This is a genomic window from Rhizomicrobium palustre (genome assembly GCF_011761565.1).
Lineage (GTDB): Bacteria > Pseudomonadota > Alphaproteobacteria > Micropepsales > Micropepsaceae > Rhizomicrobium > Rhizomicrobium palustre.
In genome coordinates, this window is record NZ_JAASRM010000001.1 from 1731687 (window position 1) to 1751400 (window position 19714).

16 protein-coding genes are annotated in these 19714 nt (G+C 62.1%); 8 read left to right on the top strand and 8 right to left on the bottom strand.

What is annotated here, in order from left to right; translation table 11 throughout:
* Position 1 precedes the first annotated feature (1 nt).
* The 3 genes from dnaJ to FHS83_RS07940 all read right to left on the bottom strand — a co-directional run bounded on the left by dnaJ (position 2) and on the right by FHS83_RS07940 (position 3854).
* Complete coding sequence (gene dnaJ, locus FHS83_RS07930) at positions 2 to 1144, bottom strand: molecular chaperone DnaJ (RefSeq protein ID WP_167082455.1); 1143 nt, start codon at positions 1142 to 1144, stop codon at positions 2 to 4.
* A 62-nt stretch (positions 1145 to 1206) separates the two neighbouring features.
* Positions 1207 to 3114, bottom strand: a complete 1908-nt coding sequence (gene dnaK / locus FHS83_RS07935) for a molecular chaperone DnaK (RefSeq protein WP_167082456.1) — start codon at positions 3112 to 3114, stop codon at positions 1207 to 1209.
* A gap of 242 nt (positions 3115 to 3356) precedes the next feature.
* Positions 3357 to 3854 carry a TspO/MBR family protein gene (locus FHS83_RS07940; RefSeq protein ID WP_167082457.1) on the bottom strand — a complete coding sequence of 166 codons (498 nt, stop codon included), beginning with the start codon at positions 3852 to 3854 and terminating at the stop codon, positions 3357 to 3359.
* Between the two features lie 127 nt (positions 3855 to 3981).
* Here FHS83_RS07940 and FHS83_RS07945 point away from each other — a divergent pair, with 127 nt between their 5' ends.
* Complete coding sequence (locus tag FHS83_RS07945) at positions 3982 to 5664, top strand: SulP family inorganic anion transporter (protein WP_167082458.1); 1683 nt, start codon at positions 3982 to 3984, stop codon at positions 5662 to 5664.
* Positions 5665 to 5861: 197 nt separating this feature from the next.
* Here FHS83_RS07945 and FHS83_RS07950 read toward each other — a convergent pair whose 3' ends face one another.
* The 4 genes from FHS83_RS07950 to FHS83_RS07965 all read right to left on the bottom strand — a co-directional run bounded on the left by FHS83_RS07950 (position 5862) and on the right by FHS83_RS07965 (position 10378).
* Positions 5862 to 7259 (bottom strand): M20/M25/M40 family metallo-hydrolase, encoded by a 1398-nt coding sequence (locus FHS83_RS07950; RefSeq protein WP_167082459.1) that lies wholly within the window; start codon positions 7257 to 7259, stop codon positions 5862 to 5864.
* A complete protein-coding gene (locus tag FHS83_RS07955; protein WP_167082460.1) occupies positions 7256 to 7696 on the bottom strand; it encodes a type II toxin-antitoxin system VapC family toxin in 441 nt (146 codons plus the stop codon). The genes FHS83_RS07950 and FHS83_RS07955 overlap by 4 nt, the downstream gene beginning before the upstream one ends.
* Complete coding sequence (locus FHS83_RS07960; RefSeq protein ID WP_167082461.1) at positions 7696 to 7959, bottom strand: type II toxin-antitoxin system Phd/YefM family antitoxin; 264 nt, start codon at positions 7957 to 7959, stop codon at positions 7696 to 7698. Before FHS83_RS07960 ends, FHS83_RS07955 begins: the two co-directional genes overlap by 1 nt.
* A gap of 163 nt (positions 7960 to 8122) precedes the next feature.
* Positions 8123 to 10378 carry an NADP-dependent malic enzyme gene (locus FHS83_RS07965; RefSeq protein WP_167082462.1) on the bottom strand — a complete coding sequence of 752 codons (2256 nt, stop codon included), beginning with the start codon at positions 10376 to 10378 and terminating at the stop codon, positions 8123 to 8125.
* Positions 10379 to 10483: 105 nt separating this feature from the next.
* On the opposite strand from FHS83_RS07965, the gene mutS reads away from it, so the two are divergent.
* From mutS to FHS83_RS07990, 5 genes are all read left to right on the top strand, one after another.
* Positions 10484 to 13168, top strand: coding sequence for a DNA mismatch repair protein MutS (mutS, locus tag FHS83_RS07970; RefSeq protein WP_167082463.1), 2685 nt, complete (start codon positions 10484 to 10486; stop codon positions 13166 to 13168).
* Positions 13169 to 13210: 42 nt separating this feature from the next.
* Positions 13211 to 13672, top strand: a complete 462-nt coding sequence (locus FHS83_RS07975) for a universal stress protein (protein WP_208414297.1) — start codon at positions 13211 to 13213, stop codon at positions 13670 to 13672.
* Positions 13673 to 13711: 39 nt separating this feature from the next.
* Complete coding sequence (locus tag FHS83_RS07980) at positions 13712 to 13906, top strand: HIG1 domain-containing protein (protein WP_167082465.1); 195 nt, start codon at positions 13712 to 13714, stop codon at positions 13904 to 13906.
* Between the two features lie 74 nt (positions 13907 to 13980).
* On the top strand, positions 13981 to 15381 hold the full coding sequence (gene leuC / locus FHS83_RS07985; RefSeq protein WP_167082466.1) for a 3-isopropylmalate dehydratase large subunit: 1401 nt from the start codon (positions 13981 to 13983) through the stop codon (positions 15379 to 15381).
* A 105-nt stretch (positions 15382 to 15486) separates the two neighbouring features.
* A complete protein-coding gene (locus FHS83_RS07990) occupies positions 15487 to 15816 on the top strand; it encodes a hypothetical protein (protein WP_167079623.1) in 330 nt (109 codons plus the stop codon).
* 4 nt (positions 15817 to 15820) lie between these two features.
* On the opposite strand, the gene FHS83_RS07995 is transcribed toward FHS83_RS07990, so the two are convergent.
* Entirely contained in the window at positions 15821 to 18004 is a 2184-nt protein-coding gene (locus FHS83_RS07995) for a primosomal protein N' (RefSeq protein WP_167082467.1), read from the bottom strand.
* A 91-nt stretch (positions 18005 to 18095) separates the two neighbouring features.
* On the opposite strand from FHS83_RS07995, the gene FHS83_RS08000 reads away from it, so the two are divergent.
* Together FHS83_RS08000 and FHS83_RS08005 are read left to right on the top strand one after the other, a co-directional pair.
* The gene (locus FHS83_RS08000) at positions 18096 to 18788 is read left to right on the top strand and encodes a DUF484 family protein (protein WP_167082468.1); all 693 of its coding nucleotides are present in this window, start codon (positions 18096 to 18098) and stop codon (positions 18786 to 18788) included.
* Positions 18764 to 19684 (top strand): tyrosine recombinase XerC, encoded by a 921-nt coding sequence (locus FHS83_RS08005; RefSeq protein ID WP_167082469.1) that lies wholly within the window; start codon positions 18764 to 18766, stop codon positions 19682 to 19684. Before FHS83_RS08000 ends, FHS83_RS08005 begins: the two co-directional genes overlap by 25 nt.
* Positions 19685 to 19714 lie beyond the last annotated feature (30 nt).

Below are 19714 nucleotides of genomic sequence, written 5' to 3' on the forward strand. Positions count from 1 at the left end.
CTTAATGCTTCGTCGCGGTGCCGTCCCAGAAGGCTTTCACCTTGGTGAAAAAGCCCTCGCATTCGGGCTGGCAGCCTTGGGTGGTTTCCTCGAACTGGCGCAGCAATTCCTTCTGCGCCTTGGAGAGCTTGCAGGGCGTCTCGACGAAAATTTCGACAAAGAGATCGCCGCAGAGACCATTGCCGCGCAAGACCGGCATGCCTTTGCTGCGGACGCGATATTGGCGGCCCGTCTGGGTGCCTTCCGCGATCTTCACCGGCACTTTGCCGCCGTCGAGGGTGGGCACATCCACGCTGCCGCCAAGCGCAGCGGTGACAAAGCTCACCGGCACGCGGCAGTAAAGATCATGCCCGTCGCGCTGGAAGATGGGATGCTGTTCGACAGAGAGGAAAACATACAAATCGCCATTTGGCCCGCCATTGAAGCCTGCCTGGCCTTCGCCCGAAAGGCGGATGCGGGTGCCTTCTTCCACGCCCGGCGGAATATCCACCATCAGCGTGCGTTCCTTCTGCACATGGCCGACGCCACCGCAGGTCTTGCAGGGTTTTTTGACGACGCGGCCCTTGCCCTGGCAATGCGGGCAGGTGCGTTCGATGGTGAAGAAGCCTTGGGAGGCGCGCACCTTGCCATGACCTTGGCAGGTCGGGCAGGTCTCGGCGCTGGTGCCCGCTTCGGCGCCGGTGCCCCGGCAGGGTTCGCAGGCGACCGCGGTCGGCACTTTGATCTCGGCCTTGGAGCCGTTGAACGCTTCTTCGAGAGAAATCGATAAATTGTAGCGCAGGTCGCCGCCGCGGTTCTGCCGCTTGGCGCCGCGCTGGCCGCCCATCATCTCGCCGAAAATGTCCTCAAAGACGTCGGCGAAGGAGCCAGCAAAATCGAACGGATTGCCGCCTTGTCCATGGCCATTACCCATACCGCCATCGAAGGCGGCGTGGCCGAAGCGGTCATAGGCGGCACGCTTCTGCTCATCCTTCAGGATGTCGTAAGCCTCGTTGATTTCCTTGAACTTGGCTTCGCAGGTTGTGTCACCGGGATTACGGTCGGGATGCAGCTCCATGGCGAGCTTGCGATAGGCGCTTTTGATCTCGGAGATCGGCGCGCCTTTTTTGCAACCCAGGACGTCGTAGTAGCAACGCTTGCTCATCGATCTTCACAATACTCGTCCGCCGCCCTCCGGGATTGAAGAGCGGCGGAGTACAAGAGGATTTAGGCGTTCTTCTTCGTGTCGTCGACTTCGGAGAACTCCGCATCGACCACATTGTCATCGGCGGGCTTGGCCTCGGCGCCGGGTTCGCCGCCTTCGGTCTGCTGCGCCTTATACATGGCCTCGCCGAGCTTCATGGAAGCCTGCGCCAGGGTCTGGGTCTTCTGCTGGATTTCTTCGGCGTTCTCGCCTTTCAGAGCTTCCTTGACCGCGGCCAGGGCGTCGGCGATGGCGGTCTTTTCCGCTTCACCCACCTTGGAGCCGTGTTCGGCCAAGGCCTTCTCGGTCGAATGCACCAGGCTGTCGGCCTGGTTCTTGGCTTCGGCCAACGCCTTGCGGTTCTTGTCGTCCGCGGCATGGGCTTCAGCTTCTTCGACCATCTTCTTGATGTCGGCGTCGCTAAGACCGCCGGAAGCCTGGATGCGGATCTGCTGTTCCTTGTTGGTGGCCTTGTCCTTCGCCGTCACCGACACAATGCCGTTGGCGTCGATGTCGAAGGTCACTTCCACCTGCGGCACGCCGCGGGGCGCCGGGGGGATGCCCATCAGATCGAACTGGCCGAGCATCTTGTTGTCGGCGGCCATTTCACGCTCGCCCTGGAAGACGCGGATCGTCACGGCGGTCTGATTGTCCTCAGCCGTCGAGAAGGTCTGGCTCTTCTTGGTCGGGATGGTGGTGTTGCGGTCGATCAGGCGGGTGAAGACGCCGCCCAGGGTCTCGATGCCCAGCGACAGCGGGGTGACGTCGAGGAGCAGCACGTCCTTGACTTCGCCCTTGAGCACGCCCGCCTGAATGGCGGCGCCGATGGCGACCACTTCGTCCGGGTTCACGCCCTTATGGGGCTCTTTGCCGAACACCTGCTTCACGACTTCCTGCACCTTCGGCATGCGGGTCATGCCGCCGACCAGGATCACTTCGTCGATCTGGTTCGCGGAGACGCCGGCATCCTTGAGGGCCTGCTTCACCGGGCCGATGGTGCGCTGGATCAGGTCATCGACCAGGGCTTCCAGCTTGGCGCGGGTGATCTTGATGGTGAGATGCTTCGGGCCGGAAGCGTCTGCCGTGATGAAGGGCAGGTTCACTTCGGTCTGCATCGAGGAGCTGAGCTCGATCTTGGCCTTTTCAGCGGCGTCCTTCAGGCGCTGCAGGGCCAAGCGGTCGGCGCGCAGGTCGATGCCATTTTCCTTTTTGAACTCGTCCGCCAGGTAATTGACGATGCGCAGGTCGAAGTCTTCACCGCCGAGGAAGGTGTCGCCGTTGGTGGACTTCACTTCGAAGACGCCGTCGCCGATTTCCAGCACGGAGACGTCGAAGGTGCCGCCGCCAAGGTCGTATACGGCAATGACGCCCGAACCCTTCTTGTCCATGCCATAGGCGAGCGCCGCGGCGGTGGGTTCGTTGATAATACGGAGAACTTCGAGACCGGCGATTTTGCCCGCGTCCTTGGTGGCTTGGCGCTGGGCGTCGTTGAAGTAGGCTGGAACGGTGATCACGGCCTGCGTGACTTTCTCGCCGAGATGAGCTTCAGCGGTTTCCTTCATCTTCTGAAGGGTGAAGCCGGAGATTTCGGACGGAGCGTATTTCTTGGAATCACGGCCCGCGACCCAGGCATCGCCATTGTCAGCCGCGACGATGGAATAGGGGACCATGCCCTTATCCTTCTGGGTCAGCGGATCTTCATAGCGGCGGCCGATCAGGCGCTTGATCGCGAAATAGGTGTATTCGGGGTTGGTGACCGCCTGGCGCTTGGCCGGCTGGCCGATGAGGCGTTCGCCGTCATTGGTGAAGGCGACGATAGAGGGCGTCGTGCGGGCGCCTTCCGAGTTTTCGATGACCTTGGGGGCCGAGCCCTCCATGACCGCTACGCACGAATTGGTCGTGCCGAGGTCGATGCCGATCACTTTTGCCATAGTTCTCTTCTTCCTTCCTTCAAGGGCAGCGGGTCTTGGGCCTCACCAGAGCGCCGGAAAGTGCCCGCCCCACGGATGTGACGGAACAGGGCCCAAATGAACCCCGCCCCTAGTGTCGAGGGGTATATAGGAAGGGGGTATGGCGCTCGCAAGGTCGTGAGGGCGGTGTCAGCGCGGTAATTTTAGAACAAAGCAAGTACCTGGAAGGGGTTACACCATTTTCTGCGGCCCATGCACTCGCGTCAGGGGTTGAGCTGCCAAATCCAAAAGTTGAGCACCCCTGCAAAGCTCACCCAGGCGAGATAAGGCAGGAGCAGAAGTCCGGCCAATGTGTCGATCCGCAAGAAGGCGATCATGGTCAGAAGGATCGCGACCCACATCACGGTGAGCTCGAAAAACGCCGCCATGGGTTGATGCGCGCCAAAGAAAATGAAGCTCCAGGCGAAGTTAAGGGTGAGCTGGAAGAGCCATAAGGCCATGGTGAAATTACCAATTCCGAGACGGCGCCAAATCCGCCATGCGGCGATCGCCATCAGCACATAGAGCGTGGTCCAGACCGGCATGAAGAGCCAGTTGGGCGGATTGAAGCTCGGCTTGGCGAGACCGGCATACCAAGTCGGGATATTGGGCGCGGTCACCGCCCCGCCAGTCCAGCCGATCGCCAAGGTAAAAAGCAGAAATCCGCTCAGAAAGAGGATGCTGAGACCTTGGCTGGGGCGGCTGACACTGTGAGTGGACATCGCGGGCTCGTCGGAAAAGTCGGCACAAGCATAACGCGCGGCGCGTGTGGCTGGATCAATTAAGACGCGGGCAGGACGCGGCTTTTCCGTATTGCGCAGGCGGGAACGTAGGCGTAATCCATGAATAATGATATTTAAAACAACAAAGGGCGCTGATCAGGCATCTCTTTGGAGCGCCTTCACCCCCAAACTCATCACCGTTTTCCAGGAAGGCTATGGCGCGGACCGGCTGAAAGCCGATCTCTTCGCAGGTCTCACCGTCGCCATCGTGGCCATGCCGCTTTCCATGGCGCTGGCCATTGCCAGCGGCGTCGGGCCGGAGCGCGGCCTTTTCACTGCCATCGTGGCGGGCTTCTTCATTTCGGCGTTGGGCGGCAGCCGCCACCAGATCGGCGGGCCCACCGGCGCCTTTGTCGTGGTGGTCTATGGGGTGGTGGCGCACCATGGCTATGACGGGCTGGTGATCGCCACCATCATGGCCGGGTTGATGCTGATGGCGGCAGGCTGGGCAAAGCTCGGCACCTTCATCAAATATATCCCCTATCCCGTGGTCACCGGCTTCACCACCGGCATCGCGCTGATCATCTTTTCGAGCCAGGTCGGTGATTTGCTCGGCCTCACCCTCAACCACCCGCCCGCCGATGTGCTGGAGCGCTGGGAGGCCTATGCCGCCGCGATTGGCACCTTCCATTGGCAGGCTTTGCTCATCGCCGCGATGACCCTTGGGCTGATCGTGGGGGTGCAGCTGCGTTGGCCGAAGCTTCCCGCTTTTTTAATCGCCATCGCCGCGATTGCGCTCTTCTGCCATGGCCTTTCCGTGCCGGTGGAATCCATCGGTTCGCGCTTTGGCGGCATCCCGCGCATGCTGCCGCCGCCGCATCTGCCGGTGCTGGGTTTTGCCAAAATCCGCGAGCTGTTTCCCGCCGCGCTCACCATAGCATTGCTGGGCGGGATCGAGTCGCTGCTCTCGGCTGTTGTCGCCGATGGCATGACCGGGCGCCGCCACCGCTCCAATGTCGAACTCGTAGCCCAAGGTTTTGCCAATATGGCGAGCGCGGTGATGGGCGGCATTCCGGCGACGGGCGCGATTGCCCGCACCGCCACCAATATCCGCGCTGGGGCGCGCACACCGGTCTCTGGCATGATTCACGCCGCCGCCGTGCTGGCGATGATGCTCGTCTTGGCGCCGTTCGTTTCCTACATCCCGCTCGCGGGCCTTGCCGCCGTGCTGGTGATCGTGTGCTGGAACATGGCGGAGTTCTCCGCCTTCCGCGCCATTCTCAAAGGCCCGCGCGGTGATATGGCCTTGCTGCTCATCACCTTCCTCCTCACCGTGCTGGTCGATCTTTCGGTCGCGATCTGCGTCGGCGTGGTTCTCTCGGCGCTGTTCTTCATGCACCGCATGGCTGAGACGGTAGCGCTGGAAAAATCCATCCCGCTGCTCGCAGCCGATGAAGCCGAGGCTTTGCCTGATGCCGCCAACCGGCTTGAACGCCGCGCGCTGCCGCATGGGGTGGAGGTTTTCCGCCTCAACGGGCCATTCTTCTTTGGCGCCGTGGCGCAATTCGAAGAGGTTCTCTATCGCGCTGGCGGCCGTCCCCGCGCCATCATCCTGGTGTTGGAAGACGTGCCGCTGATCGATGCTTCGGGCGTGATGATCTTGAAGAAATTCTTGAAGGCGGCGGCGGGCGGCCACACCAAGGTGGTGCTGGCTGGCGTGCAGCCGGGCCCGCAAAAAGTGCTGTCTGACATGGGCGTATCTGTCGCCCAGGCCGAAAGCCTCAACGCTGCGCTGGCCCAGTTTTCCTGATCACATATGGCCGGTTAGAAGCCAGATAATGATGATGATCGGGATCGGCACGCCGACCGCGTAAAGAAGACAAGAGCGCATGGTGCATCCGCATGTTAAGGCGGACACGGAACGGGCGGCTCGGCAGGAAAGTTCCCAGCCAAACAAAAGCGCGGCAGTTGCCCGCCGCGCTTTCGGTATTGCGAGACGCTAAGCCCTTATTTCTTGGCGTGATCGGCCAGGATGTCGGCGATGGAGGCGGAAACCTTCTTCGCTGCGCCGATATGCAGGAATTCGTTCGGGCCGTGGGCGTTGGAGTTGGGGCCGAGGACGCCGGTGACGACGAACTGCGTGCCGGGGAATTTCTCGCCCAGAAGCCCCATGAAGGGGATCGAGCCGCCTTCGCCCATGAAAGCCGCGGGCTTGCCGAAATGGGTGCTTGAGGCTTTGGCGAGGCTCTTTTCCAGCCAGGGCGTCAGCGTCGGGGCATTCCAGCCGCCTTGGCCGCGCTCGGCGTCGAACTCCACCACCGCATCGTAAGGCGGGTTTTCTTCCAGCACCTTCTTCAGGGCGGCGATGGCCTTATCGGCATCCAAGGTCGGCGGCAGGCGCAGTGACAGCTTGGCGCTGGCATAAGGCAAGAGCACATTGCCCGCGCCTTGAATGGCGGGATAGCCGTCCATGCCGATGACCGAAAGCTGCGGCCGCCAGGTGCGGTTCAGGATCATGTCTTCATGGGTGGCAGCCATCGGCTTGGTCGAGCCCGCGAAGGGCAGGCGGTCGTAGACAGCGGTGCCGAGGGTTGCTGCCGCGGCTTTGGCCTGGGCGAGACGGTCCGCCGGGATGTCGACGAAGAAATCGGCGCCCTTCATCGCGCCGCTGGCTTCGTCTTCGATGCGGGAGAGAAGCTGGCGCAGGATGCGGAAGGCGCCCGGCACGATGCCGCTGGCATCGCCTGAATGCACCCCTTCGGTCAGCACGCGGATGTTGAGGACGCCCGCCGCGATGCCGCGCAAAGAGGTGGTGAGCCAGAGTTGCTCGTAATTGCCGCAACCGGAATCCAGGCAAACCACCAGATCGATGGCGCCAAGCTGGTCCGACAGGGCGTCGATGTAATAGGCCAGATCCGGCGAGCCGGATTCTTCGCCCGATTCGATGGTGATCACGCAGCGGGCATGCGGGCTGCCGCTCTCATGCAGCGCCAGAATGGCCGAGAGCGCCGCGAACATGGCATAGCCGTCATCGGCGCCGCCGCGGCCATAAAGCTTGCCGTCCTTCAGAACCGGGGTCCACGGGCCCATGCCGTCCGACCAGCCTTTCATCTCCGGCTGCTTATCCAGATGCCCATAGAGCAGGACATTGCCCGGCGCGGTGCCCGGAATTTCGATCAGAATCAGGGGGGTACGCCCCTCGGGGCGGATCACTTCCACCTTGGCGCCCGCAACCTTGGCCAGCTTTGCCTTCGCCCAGCCCTCGAACAGCGAAACCGCCTTCTCCATATGCCCATGCGCCTGCCATTCGGGATCGAAGAGGGGCGATTTGTTCGGGATCAGGATGTAGTCGGAAAGCGTGGGGATGATGTCCTCGTCCCACAGGCGGTCGATGAAGCTGGTCATAGGGCTTGGCCTTTGTTGTTGTCCGTCACCGTCCAGGGGCTAAGCAGTCTCAGCCCGAACGGCTCGAATTCGGCGCGATGGCGCGTCACCAAGCTCAAGCCATGCACCAGCGCGGTAGCGGCGATCAAGCTATTCCGTTCCGGGCGGCGGTGGAGCACCTGCAAACTGGCGGCGCGGCGGGCGGTTTGGCTGTCGATGGCGAGGATGCGCCCGGCAAAAGCGGGCACCACCTTGGTCTCCAGCCAGAGCCGCAATGGTTGGGCCCGGGCCGATGAACGCTGTTCAAGCGAGACCAGACCCATCTCCAGCTCCATCAAAGAGAGGGCGGAGAGGTAGAGATCGGCAGGCGCGACGCTTGCCGCCCATTCGGCGAGGCCTTCATCCACCCTCTCGCGGCGGCGAAGCTCCGTCACAACATGGGTGTCGAGGAGGAACATCAGCCAAACTGCGCCGGTTTGATGGGGCTGCCGGGAAGCGTTTCCGCCATGAACTCCTCCGGCTCCCCCCTCGGCGGGCCCGACTTCTGGTCCAAAAGGGTCAGGATGGAGGTGGCCGAACCACTCTGGGCGCGGAAGGCGGCATAGCTCATCAGGACAAAGGCGGGCTCGCCCCGGTCGGTGATGATCACCGGGGCCTCGGCGGCCAGCCGCTTGGCCTTGCCGACATCCTGATTGAATTCGCGGGCGGAGAGCTTCTGCATCGCGCTGATTCCAAAGATTGTTCCTACAATACTACATACTTTGCCCTGTGGCGACTGCGGGTTAGTCCGTAATAGGTAGTAACGTTGCTACATGTGGCCAGATACAGTTCTGGCCCGCGAAACTGGGTCTCGCAGGCCAGTGAACACTGTTCAGTGCTTCCGACTACAGCGAGGCGACCAGCGCCGCGTTGTAGATCTCGCTCATCTTGGCGCCCAGGGTGACGATCTGGACCGGCTTCTCCAGCCCGACCAGGAATGGCCCCAGCATGGAGGTGCCGCCGACCTGCTGTAAGAGCTTGGTGGCGATATCCGCCGAATGCACCGCCGGCATGACCAGCACATTGGCCGTGTCGGTCAGGCGGCAGAAGGGATAGAGCTTGAGCTTGTCCCGGCTGAGGGCCACATCCACCGCCATTTCGCCGTCATACTCAAAGTCCACCTGACGGCGGTCGAGGATGTTCACCGCTTCCACGATGCGCTCCGAGCGCTCATTGCGGGGGTAACCGAAGGTCGAGGAGGCCAAGAGGGCGACGCGCGGCGTATAGCCGAAATGCTTCGCGACTCTGGCAGATTGTACAGCAATATCAGCCAGTTGCTCGGAGGTCGGATGTTCGTGCACGCTGGTATCGGCAACGAAGATCACCCGTCCTTTGGCGAAGAGGATCTGCACCCCCATCGGGCGCTGCCCGGTCGGAGAATCCATCACCTGGCGAACATCGTTCAACGCCGCCGCATAGGCGCGGGTCATGCCCGTCACCATGGCGTCAGCCTCGTCTGCCGCCAGAAGGCTGGCCGCATAAATATTGCGATCGTTGGTGACCATGCGCACGCAGTCACGATAAAGGGCGCCGCGCCGTTGTAGGCGTTGATACAGCGCCTCAATATAAGGAGCGGCTTCGGCGGCCGAATGCGGCACCCGGATTTCGAGATCGGCTTCCTCAAGCCCTGCATTCTTGATGGTGGCTTTCACCACTTCCCGGCGGCCAACCAGAATGGCCTTGCCGAGACCGGCCTGCTGGAAGGCGGCGGCGGCGCGAACCACGCAAGGCTCCTCACCTTCAGCAAAGACCACCCGCTTGGGATTGGCCCGGACGCTGGTGGTGAGGCGGTGGAAGAGGTTGGCGGAAGGATCGAGGCGGGCGGAAAGCTCGGCGCGATAGCGCTCCCCGTCCGGAATGGCGCGGCGCGCCACCCCCGATTTGATCGCCGCCTCGGACACCGCCGAGGACACCCGCGAAATCAGCCGGGGATCGAAGGGGGAGGGGATGATGTATTCCGGCCCATAGGACGGACGGGCGCCGCGATAGGCGGTGGCCACCTCATCGGGCACGTCTTCCCGGGCGAGCGCCGCCAGGGCTTCGGCCGCCGCCACCTTCATGGGCAGGTTGATTTCCCGCGCCCGCACGTCGAGGGCGCCGCGGAAAATATAAGGGAAACCGAGGACGTTATTGACCTGGTTGGGGTAATCGCTGCGCCCGGTCGCCACGATGGCGTCGGAGCGGACGGATTTGACCTCTTCCGGGGTGATTTCCGGGTCGGGATTGGCCATGGCGAAAATGATCGGCGCCTTGGCCATGGTTTTCACCATTTCCTTCGTCACCGCGCCCTTGACCGACAGGCCCAGGAACACGTCGCAATCGACCAGCGCCTCTTCCAGGGTGCGGGCGGTGGTGTCCACCGCATGGGCGCTCTTCCACTGGTTCATGCCAGAGGTGCGGCCGCGATAGATCACGCCCTTGGAATCGCACAGCACCGCATTGGCGCTGGGCAGGCCCATGGTCTTTAAGAGCTCAAGGCAGGCGATGCCCGCAGCGCCCGCGCCGTTCACCACTACCTTGATCTCGGAAATCTTGCGGCCGGTGAGCTGCAGCGCATTGATGATGCCCGCCGCGCAGATAATCGCGGTGCCATGCTGGTCATCGTGAAAGACCGGAATGTCCATCAACTCGCGCAGGCGCTCTTCGATCACAAAGCAATCGGGCGCCTTAATGTCTTCCAGGTTGATGCCGCCAAAGGTGGGGCCGAGATAACGCACGCAATTGATGAAGGCCTCGACATCGGTGGTATCGACTTCGATATCGATGGCGTCCACATCGGCAAAGCGCTTGAAGAGAACGGCCTTGCCCTCCATCACCGGCTTGGAGGCCAGGGGGCCAAGATCGCCCAGGCCCAAAATGGCCGTGCCGTTGGAAATCACCGCGACGAGATTGCCCTTGGAGGTATAGTCATAAACCGCCTCCGGGCGTTCAGCGATGGCCCGCACGGGCACCGCCACACCGGGCGAATAGGCAAGGGCCAGGTCGCGCTGGGTGGCCATCGGCTTGGAGGGGACCACGGCGATCTTGCCGGGCTTGTCGCCGGCATGAAAGGCGAGGGCTTCTTCCTCCGTGAAGGAGGGGCGGTCGTTCTGTTGTTCCATTCTTCTCTTCCGGGGAATCTTGTCCACAGGATATCAGCTTATCGGGGCTTTGTACGTCCATCCCACGCAACGCATCTATGCACCTTAGTCTGATAGTTTTCGTCCATGAGCTCCGATAAAACACCCGCCGAAACCGCCGAACCTACGCCCCCCGCATCGTCCCCTGCGGGGCTTTCAACCGAGGGTGCCACACCCTCGATGGCGCAATTTCTTGAGATCAAGGCGACTCACAGCGAATACCTCCTGTTTTACCGGATGGGGGATTTTTACGAGCTGTTTTTCGAGGATGCCGCAAAGGCAGCCGAAGCGCTCGATATCGCTCTGACCAAGCGCGGCAAGCATCAGGGTGTCGATATCCCGATGTGCGGCGTGCCGGTGCATGCCAGCGAACAGTATTTGGAGCGTCTCATCCGCAAAGGCTTTCGCGTCGCGATTTGCGAGCAGATGGAAGACCCGGCTGAGGCGAGAAAGCGCGGCTCCAAAGCGGTGGTGCGGCGTGAGGTGGTTCGTCTCGTTACCCCTGGCACGTTGACCGAAGAATCCCTGCTCGAGCCTAAGCAATCCAACACGCTCGCCAGCCTTGGCCGCGCCGGGGGCGAGTTGGCGCTTGCCGCCGCTGAGATGAGCGCGGGTCAGTTCCGCGTTGCAGCCGTCGCGCCGGGAGATCTCGGTGTAGAGCTGGCGCGTCTCAGCCCGTCAGAGCTGATTGTGCCGGATTCCCTCTTTGCCGATCCCGAGATGGCGTCGGTTCTGAATGCATTGGCCGGTGCAGTCACGGTTTTGCCTGCGCTGAAGTTTGAATCCTCCACCGGCGAACGGGCGCTGAAGAGTTTTTATGGCGTCAATGAGCTGGCGGGTTTTGGTGCTTTCTCGCGCGCGGAAGTCTCGGCGGCGGGCGCGCTGATCGGCTATTTGGAGCTGACGCAGAAAGGCAAGCTGCCTGCGCTGTCGCCGCTCGCCCGCGAAGGCGCGGCTGCCTATATGGCGATCGATGCTGCCACGCGGCGCAATCTCGAACTGGTGCAGACTTTGGGCGGGGAGCGGCGCGGCAGCTTTCTGCATGCGATTGATCGGAGCGTGACCGCAGCAGGTGCGCGGTTGCTGGCCGCAAGATTGGCTGCACCGCTTACAGATGTCGCCGCGCTTCAACATCGCCAGGAGTCGGTCGCCCATTTTCTCAAGGCGCGCGAAACCAATGAGGAATTGCGCGAGAAGCTGCGTGCCGCGCCCGATATCGCGCGCGCGCTGGCGCGTCTGTCGGTGCAGCGTGGCGGTCCGCGCGATCTTGCGGCTTTACGCGATGGTATTTCGGCGGCGCATGCGGTGCGCGCGCTGGTGCCGCAAGCACCCGGTGAAGCGGGCGATGCGATTGGCGCGATCCTGGAAGGTCTCGTCGCGCTGTCGCCACTCGCCGATAAGCTCACCCATTTGCTGATCCCTGAGCCGCCGTTTTATGCGCGCGATGGAGGCTTTGTGCGCCCCGGTGCGCATGCGGCGCTGGATGAAATCCGCTCCTTGCGCGATGAATCGCGCCGCGTCATCGCCACGCTCGAAGCCAAATACCGCGATGAAACCGGCACGCCCTTGAAGATCAAGCATAACGGTGTGCTTGGCTATTTCATCGAAGTGACGCCGCAGCATGGCGATAAGCTGATGGCCCAAGGCTATCGCCATCGCCAGACCATGGGCGGGGCGGTGCGCTTTTCGACCGATGAGCTTTCCAGCCTCGCCAATCGCATCAGCCAAGCGGGCGATCAGGCGCTGGCGCTTGAGAAACAGCTCTTCGATGAGATGTGCGCCGATGCCTTGGCCTCGGCACTCCCGCTCTCCAAGATCGCGGAAAGCCTCGCCATATTGGATGTGGCCTCAAGCCTTGCCGATCTTGCGCGCGTCAAGAACTACACGCGGCCCAAGATCGACAACAGCAAAGCCTTCAGCCTCAAGCGCGCCCGCCATCCTGTGGTGGAAGCCGCTTTGCTCGCCAGCCACACGCCTTTTGTGCCCAATGATGCCGATCTTTCCAGCGACCGTCGTCTGTGGCTGGTCACTGGTCCGAATATGGCTGGTAAATCGACCTTTCTGCGCCAGAACGCGCTGATCGCCATCCTCGCGCAGATGGGCTCTTTCGTGCCCGCGGAATCGGCGCATATCGGCATTGTGGATCGCTTGTTCAGCCGCGTTGGTGCGGGCGATGATCTTGCCGCCGGCCGTTCAACCTTCATGGTCGAGATGGTGGAGACTGCCGCCATTCTTAATCAGGCTACGGAGAAAAGCCTCGTCATCCTGGATGAGATCGGGCGCGGCACAGCGACCTTTGACGGTCTCGCCATCGCCTGGGCGACCGCCGAGCATCTTTGCCTCAAGAACAAATCCCGTGCGCTCTTCGCCACGCATTACCACGAAATGACGGCACTCGCCGAACGCCTGCCTGCCATGGCTTGCGTCACCATGAAGGTGCGCGAGTGGAATGACTCCATCGTCTTCCTGCATGAAGTCATTCCGGGCGTGGCGGACCGGTCTTATGGTATCCATGTCGCCAAGCTGGCGGGCTTGCCGCAAGCGGTGGTCAGCCGCGCGGGTGAGGTGCTGAAGGCGCTGGAAGATGGCCGCGAAGGTCATAAGCCGCTCGCCCGTATCGACGATCTGCCGCTCTTCTCCGCCACCGCGCCGGTCAAAAAAGAGCAAAACGCCGTCGAGGAAGCCCTGCGCGCCATCGATCCCGACGCCCTCACCCCCAAGGCGGCGCTGGAGGCGCTTTACGAGCTGAAAGCCAAGCTGCCGCTCAATTGAAAGCAGCTTGCTCCCCGGCTGGGGATGGTGGATTCTCCAGCCATGCCTGCATCCGTGCGCAAATTCCTGGTGGTGGTGGATAAGACGGCCGAATCGAAAGTGGCCGTGCGCTTTGCCGCGCGCCGGGCCCAGCATACGGGCGGGCGGGTGTCGCTCCTCTGTGTCGCCCATCCGGTCGATTTCCAGCAATGGGGCGGGGTGGAAGAGATCATGATGGACGAGGCCCATCAGGAGGCCGAAGCCCGCATTTATGACGCCGCCAAGCTGATCAACGAGCTGACCGGCATCACCCCGGAACTGATCATCGCCCATGGCGAGGAGACCGAGGTGTTGCTCGACCTCATCGCCAAGGATAGGGCGATCTCCATCCTGGTGGTGGCCTCTTCGGGCGCCAAAGAGGGGCCGGGGCCGCTGGTCAAGCTCTTCGCCACCAAGATCCAGGCCATCCCGGTCACCATCGTCCCGGGCAATTTGACCGACGAGCAGGTAGACGAACTCGCCTGACACCCGTTTCCGGACAGGAATCCAGCGGAGGATATGAAGATGGCTGGCAACATCGCGATCCTGGTCATGCTGGGGATTGTGGCCGTCATTCTCCTGGGTGGGATCGCGGTTATGGCGCTCGGCGGCGAGGCTTCGGCCAAATGGTCCAACGTCTTGATGCGGTACAGGATTCTCGCCCAGGCCATAGCCCTGGTTGTGATCGGTCTGGTGGTTTATGTCGCGAGTGGCCGCTGACGGTGTAAGGGTCTTGCGCTAAAGGCCGCTCTGGTGTTGTTAGGCCCCCTGTTTGACGGGAAAGGCCGCCTTCTATGGGCAAGACGCTGTACGATAAGATCTGGGACGCGCATCTGGTGCATGAGGCGCCGGGGGAATCCTCGATTCTTTATATCGACCGCCATCTTGTGCATGAGGTGACGAGCCCCCAGGCCTTTGAAGGCCTGCGCAATACCGGCCGCGCCGTGCGCCGCCCGGAAAAGACTCTGGCGGTGGCTGATCATAACGTGCCGACACTCGGCCGTGCCAAGGGCATCGAAGACCCGGAAAGCGCCGAGCAGGTCGCCACCCTCGAACGCAATACCAAGGAATTCGGCGTCGAATACCTCGCCATGGACGATATCCGCCAGGGCGTGGTGCATATCGTCGGGCCGGAACAGGGCTTCACCCTGCCGGGCACGACTATCGTCTGTGGCGATTCCCACACCTCCACCCATGGCGCCTTCGGCGCTTTGGCGCATGGTATCGGCACCTCGGAAGTCGAGCACGTCCTGGCGACCCAGACATTGCTGGCCCCGAAATCCAAGAATATGCGCGTCACCGTGAAGGGTGCGCTGCCCGAAGGCATCACGGCGAAGGACATGGCGCTCGCCATCATCGCCAAAATCGGCACTGCGGGCGGCACCGGCTATGTCATCGAATTTGCGGGCGAGGCGGTGACCGGGCTTTCCATGGAAGGCCGCATGACCCTCTGCAACATGACCATCGAGGCGGGCGCGCGCGCTGGGCTGATCGCGCCCGATGATGTGACCTTCGCTTATATCGCTGGCCGTCCGCGTGCGCCCAAGGGTGCAACTTTTGAAGCGGCGGTTGCCACTTGGCGTCTTCTCAAAACCGATGCCGATGCCGTGTTCGATGCAGAGATCACTCTTGAGGCCTCTGAGATCGCGCCGATGGTGACCTGGGGCACGTCCCCGGAACAAGCTCTGCCCGTCACGGCCACCATCCCCGACCCGGCCACGATGAGCGATCCGGCCAAGAAGAGCGCCGCCGAACGCGCGCTCGCCTATATGGATTTGAAGCCCGGCACCCCGCTGACCGAGGTCAAGATCGATCGCGTCTTCATCGGCTCCTGCACCAATGGCCGTATCGAAGATTTCCGCGCCGCCGCGAAAATTGCCAAGGGCAAGAAAGTGGCCGCCCATGTCAGCGCCATGATTGTTCCGGGCTCGGGCCTTGTGAAGCATCAGGCCGAGGAAGAAGGTCTGGATCAGATTTTCATTGCCGCTGGCTTTGAATGGCGCGAGCCGGGCTGTTCCATGTGTCTTGCGATGAATGCTGATCGCCTCGCCCCTGGGGAACGCTGCGCCTCCACCTCCAACCGCAATTTCGAAGGGCGGCAAGGGCGTGGCGGTAGGACGCATCTGATGAGCCCGGCCATGGCGGCGGCGGCGGCGATTGCCGGCCACCTCGTGGATGTGCGTGGCCTGGACTAAGGCTTACGTCATCTTCATGCGCAGGCGGATAACGGCGAAAGAATAGCCGTTCCGTGTGCGCATGGATTCGACTACAAGATGTACGCCGTTATTACGGGGGATTTCATGTTACGTCGTATTGCCGCCGTCGCGTTTGTTGCGTGCGGACTTGCCGGTTGTACCGATGCCGATTGGGATCATGCTTTCAGCTATGCCGGCATGGGGTCTGATAGCGCTGCGCCCGTCACGCCGGCATCCACCGCGGCTCCGGCATCTCCTGCAACCGCCACACCGGCAGCCTCGGCTCCTGCGGCGGCTATGGCATCTGCGCCTGATGACCGGTGCCAGATCTCGGCCAATGCCGCAGCGCTCGAAGTCAAGGAATTGGGCTTCGATGAGAAGACTCAGAAAAACAGGGCAGATCAGGCGCTGAAACAGTGCCAGACCGCGCGCTGAGCCGTTAGAAGAAACTCACTGGATCGACATCCACCACCAGACGCACCGATTTTGGAATGGTCGCGTCTTTCAGCCAGGTCCTGAGATAGGCTTGGATGTCGATGCTCTTTTCAGTCTGCACCAAAAGCCGTTCTCGGGTTTGGCCGCGCAAGAGCGCATAGAAAGCGGGCGTCGGCCCCCACACTTTGATGCCGCGCGCTGACGGCGCCGTCTTGGCCAGGACACGCCCAGCCTCGCGCACCGCTTCCCCATCATGACCGGATAGAATGAGCGCAGCCAGCCGCCCGAATGGCGGGGCATGAATGATTTCGCGATATTTGCGCTCTTGTTCGTAGAAGGCATCGCGGTCGGAAGCGGTCAGCGCCTGCATCACCGCATCCTTGGGATTGCGGGTTTGCAAAAGCACCAGCCCCGGCTTTTCCGCACGTCCCGCACGTCCTGAGACTTGGTGCAAAAGCTGAAAGGTGCGCTCGCGGGCTCTGAGGTCGCCGTCGGAGCCGCCAAGATCCGCATCCACTACGCCGACCAAGGTCAATTGCGGGAAGTGGTGGCCTTTGGCGACGATCTGGGTGCCGATTAGAACATCGATCTCGCGTTTTTGCATGGCGCGGATGGCAGCTTGCATTTCGGCAGGCCCCCCCATGGTGTCGGAGGAGGCAATCGCCATGCGCGCGTCGGGGAATAGCGCCTTGAACTCTTCGGCGACGCGTTCCACGCCTGGACCGCAGGCAATGAATTTTCCTTCCGTGCCGCATTGAGGGCAGGCTGGAGGCAATCCCGTTTCATAGCCGCAATGATGACAGACAAGGCGCTTTCTATAGCGATGCTCCACCAGCCAAGCCGAGCATTGGCGGCAGACAAGCTTGTGGCCGCAAGCTTCGCATAATGTCAGCGGAGCATAGCCGCGCCGGTTCAAGAACAGCATTGCCTGTTCGCCCGCCGCCACGGTGCGCGCGATATTCTCGCGCAAAGTCGGCGAGAGAAATGTGCCAGGGTCGCCGCGATCCTCGCGCAAATCGATCAGGCGTACCTCTGGTAATTCGGCCGCGCCATGGCGATTGGTCAAAGTCAGATGAGCATAGCGCCCGTTCTTCGCATTGACATAGCTTTCCAGCGATGGCGTGGCGCTTGCCAGGATTACCGGACATTGCGCGAAACGTGCGCGCACAACGGCCATATCGCGGGCATGATAGATGGCGCCGTCTTCCTGCTTATAGGCTTGCTCATGCTCTTCATCGACCACGATCAGGCCAAGATCGGCGAAAGGCAGAAACAGCGCCGAGCGCGCACCCACCACGATTTTGGCTTCGCCGCTCATCACCGCGCGGTAAACTCGCCGCCGCTCGCGCGGTGAAAGGTCAGAATGCCATTCGGCCGGGCGCACGCCAAAGCGCGCGGCGAAGCGGTCGAGAAACTGCACCGTCAGCGCGATTTCCGGCAAAAGGATCAAGGTTTGGCGCCCTTCGCGCAGCGCTTCTGCCACAGCTTCGAAATAGGTCTCGGTTTTGCCCGAACCGGTGATGCCGTCCAACAGGCTGACGCCGAAACGCCGTCCCCTTACCGCACCCCGCATCACCTCTGCGGCGAGCGCCTGCTCGGTATTGAGCTTGGGTACATCGAAATCAGGATCAGGTGGACGATAAGGATCAAACTCGGGAAGCTCGATGGCTTGCAAGGCGCCGCAATCGACAAGACCGCGCACCACCGCCGGCGTGACATTGGCCTCTTCCGCCAATTGCGGCACAGAGCGCGCCAGCCCGTCTTTTGCGGTGTCGAGCACGCGCTGTCGGGCGGGCGTCATTTTCGCAGGAACACCGTTTCCTGAAATGTACGCGGTGCGCATCGTTTCCGGCTCAAAGGCTTGGCGCGAGCGCAAGGCCATCGCCAGCACCATACCCGGCAGGGTCAAGGTGTACTGCGCCACCCAATCGATGAAATCGCATAGGGAGCCGGGCAGATGCGGTGCGCCATCGAGCGGCTCGGCCAGCTTCAGCTTTGCTTCCGCAACGCCGCCTTCCGCGCTTCCCCAAACGACGCCAAGGCTCTGGCGCGGGCCCAGCGGCGCTGTGACAATTGCCCCGCGCTTCGCCGGAAGCGTCAGCTTGTAGTCATAAGCGCCCGAAAGGGGTAGCGGCAGCAGCACGCTTGCGCGATAGTCCCCGGCGCGCGTTGGGTTGTCAGCACTCATGCGGTACAATTCGAATCACAGATGTTTGGTCGAATCACGGAACCTTGGTCGAATCACGAATCCTGGGCGATGCCCGTCATAATGGTCTAGCATGAGCGAAAGCGCGCCGTCCCGGGAACCTCTCATCAGCGCCGCTGACGCGGTGAAGGCGTATATTCGCCTGCACCGGGATTGGGCCTTGAGCGATGGCGAGCTCTTGTCGCTGCTCCTGCCGGAGCGTTTCCAGGATAGCGATATCAGTGACTTGCAGCGCTACGCCATGGAAAAATTGCGCGGCGAAAATCAGGCGCTGCGGGCTGAACTCCTCGCATTGCAGGCACAGCCCCGCCGCGGCGCGCTCTCCGAGGGTGTAAAAAAAGCCGTCCTGGATTTGATCGACGCCAGAAGCTTTGCCGAAGCCATAGCGGCGGTCACCAGTGCCGCACCCGCTTTTGGCGCGGATCGCGCGGTGTTCTGCATTGAAGCAGCGGATGGATTTGCTGCCGCCACATCTTCGGATGGGGTGCGCCTCATCGCGCCGGGCACGGTAGCCGCGGTAGTGGGACCCGAAGGCATGGGCGCGATCCTTTCGGGTGGTGGGGAATTACTCTTTGGCCGCACCGGCTATCGTTCCATCGCCGCCTTCCGCCTTCGCATCGGCGCGTCGGCGCCACCCGCCTTGTTTGTGCTCGGCTCGCGCGTCGATGGGCGCTTCGATGGGCAGGATAGCGAAACCGATCTTGGTTTCTTCGCGCGCGCGCTCGAACGGGCAATCAGGGCATGGCTCGATCTTCCCAAGGCCTGAGGGCTGAATGGCTGTCCAGCCTCGCCCATGAACGCAAGGCCAGCCCGCATACGCTGCGCGCCTATGGTGATGATCTCACGCGCTTCTTAGGCTTCATAGCCGGTCATACCGGCACGACCTATGATCGCGTCGATCTGAAAGATCTCACCCCGGCCGATATTCGTGCCTTCATCACGAGCTTGCGCCGCGAAGGTTTGGGCCCGCGCAGCGTGCAGCGCGCCATGGCGGCGGTGAGGAGCTTTTTTCGCTTTCTTGCGCGCGAAAGCATTCTTGAAAACGCTGCCGCCCGCGCGGTGCGTTCGCCGCGGCTTCCGCGCACGCTGCCAAGGCCTCTGAGTGAAATCGATGCCGCCCGCACCCTCGAAGAAGCCGCAAACCACGATGTCGAATGGTTGGGCTTGCGCAACACGGCCTTGCTGACCCTGCTCTACGGTGCCGGGCTTCGTATTTCGGAGGGGCTTAGTCTACGGCGCGGGGATGTGCCGCTCGGCGACAGCATCAGTGTGATCGGTAAGGGCCGCAAGGAACGCGTGGTGCCGCTATTGCCGGTGGTGCGCGAGGCGGTGGCCGCCTATGCTGAGGCTTGCCCTTTTAAGCCGGGACCGCAGGAGGCGTTATTTTTATCGCGCACCGGCAAGCCCATGAGCCCGCGCGAGGCGCAAAACCTGATGCAGACCTTACGGTCGCGGCTCGGGCTTTCTGAACGGGCCACGCCGCATGCCTTACGCCACTCCTTTGCCACCCACCTTTTGGCGAATGGCGGGGATTTGCGCGCAGTGCAGGAATTACTGGGTCACGCCTCGCTTTCGACCACCCAGACCTATACCGAAATCGACGCCCGCCGCCTGATGGATGTGTACGCAAAGGCGCACCCGCGTTGCAAAACCGCGCCGTGACAGCGAAAACAGATTCGGCGAAAAAAGCTG

Coding starts and splice junctions, on each gene's coding strand:
- FHS83_RS07945 (WP_167082458.1), top strand. CDS start 3,982: ATGATATTTAAAACAACAAAGGGCGCTGATCAGGCATCTCTTTGGAGC.
- leuC (WP_167082466.1), top strand. CDS start 13,981: ATGGGCAAGACGCTGTACGATAAGATCTGGGACGCGCATCTGGTGCAT.
- mutS (WP_167082463.1), top strand. CDS start 10,484: ATGAGCTCCGATAAAACACCCGCCGAAACCGCCGAACCTACGCCCCCC.
- FHS83_RS07950 (WP_167082459.1), bottom strand. CDS start 7,259: ATGACCAGCTTCATCGACCGCCTGTGGGACGAGGACATCATCCCCACG.
- dnaJ (WP_167082455.1), bottom strand. CDS start 1,144: ATGAGCAAGCGTTGCTACTACGACGTCCTGGGTTGCAAAAAAGGCGCG.
- FHS83_RS07960 (WP_167082461.1), bottom strand. CDS start 7,959: ATGCAGAAGCTCTCCGCCCGCGAATTCAATCAGGATGTCGGCAAGGCC.
- dnaK (WP_167082456.1), bottom strand. CDS start 3,114: ATGGCAAAAGTGATCGGCATCGACCTCGGCACGACCAATTCGTGCGTA.
- FHS83_RS07975 (WP_208414297.1), top strand. CDS start 13,211: ATGCCTGCATCCGTGCGCAAATTCCTGGTGGTGGTGGATAAGACGGCC.
- FHS83_RS08000 (WP_167082468.1), top strand. CDS start 18,096: ATGAGCGAAAGCGCGCCGTCCCGGGAACCTCTCATCAGCGCCGCTGAC.
- FHS83_RS07965 (WP_167082462.1), bottom strand. CDS start 10,378: ATGGAACAACAGAACGACCGCCCCTCCTTCACGGAGGAAGAAGCCCTC.
- FHS83_RS07995 (WP_167082467.1), bottom strand. CDS start 18,004: ATGAGTGCTGACAACCCAACGCGCGCCGGGGACTATCGCGCAAGCGTG.
- FHS83_RS07980 (WP_167082465.1), top strand. CDS start 13,712: ATGGCTGGCAACATCGCGATCCTGGTCATGCTGGGGATTGTGGCCGTC.
- FHS83_RS07940 (WP_167082457.1), bottom strand. CDS start 3,854: ATGTCCACTCACAGTGTCAGCCGCCCCAGCCAAGGTCTCAGCATCCTC.
- FHS83_RS07990 (WP_167079623.1), top strand. CDS start 15,487: ATGTTACGTCGTATTGCCGCCGTCGCGTTTGTTGCGTGCGGACTTGCC.
- FHS83_RS08005 (WP_167082469.1), top strand. CDS start 18,764: ATGGCTCGATCTTCCCAAGGCCTGAGGGCTGAATGGCTGTCCAGCCTC.
- FHS83_RS07955 (WP_167082460.1), bottom strand. CDS start 7,696: ATGTTCCTCCTCGACACCCATGTTGTGACGGAGCTTCGCCGCCGCGAG.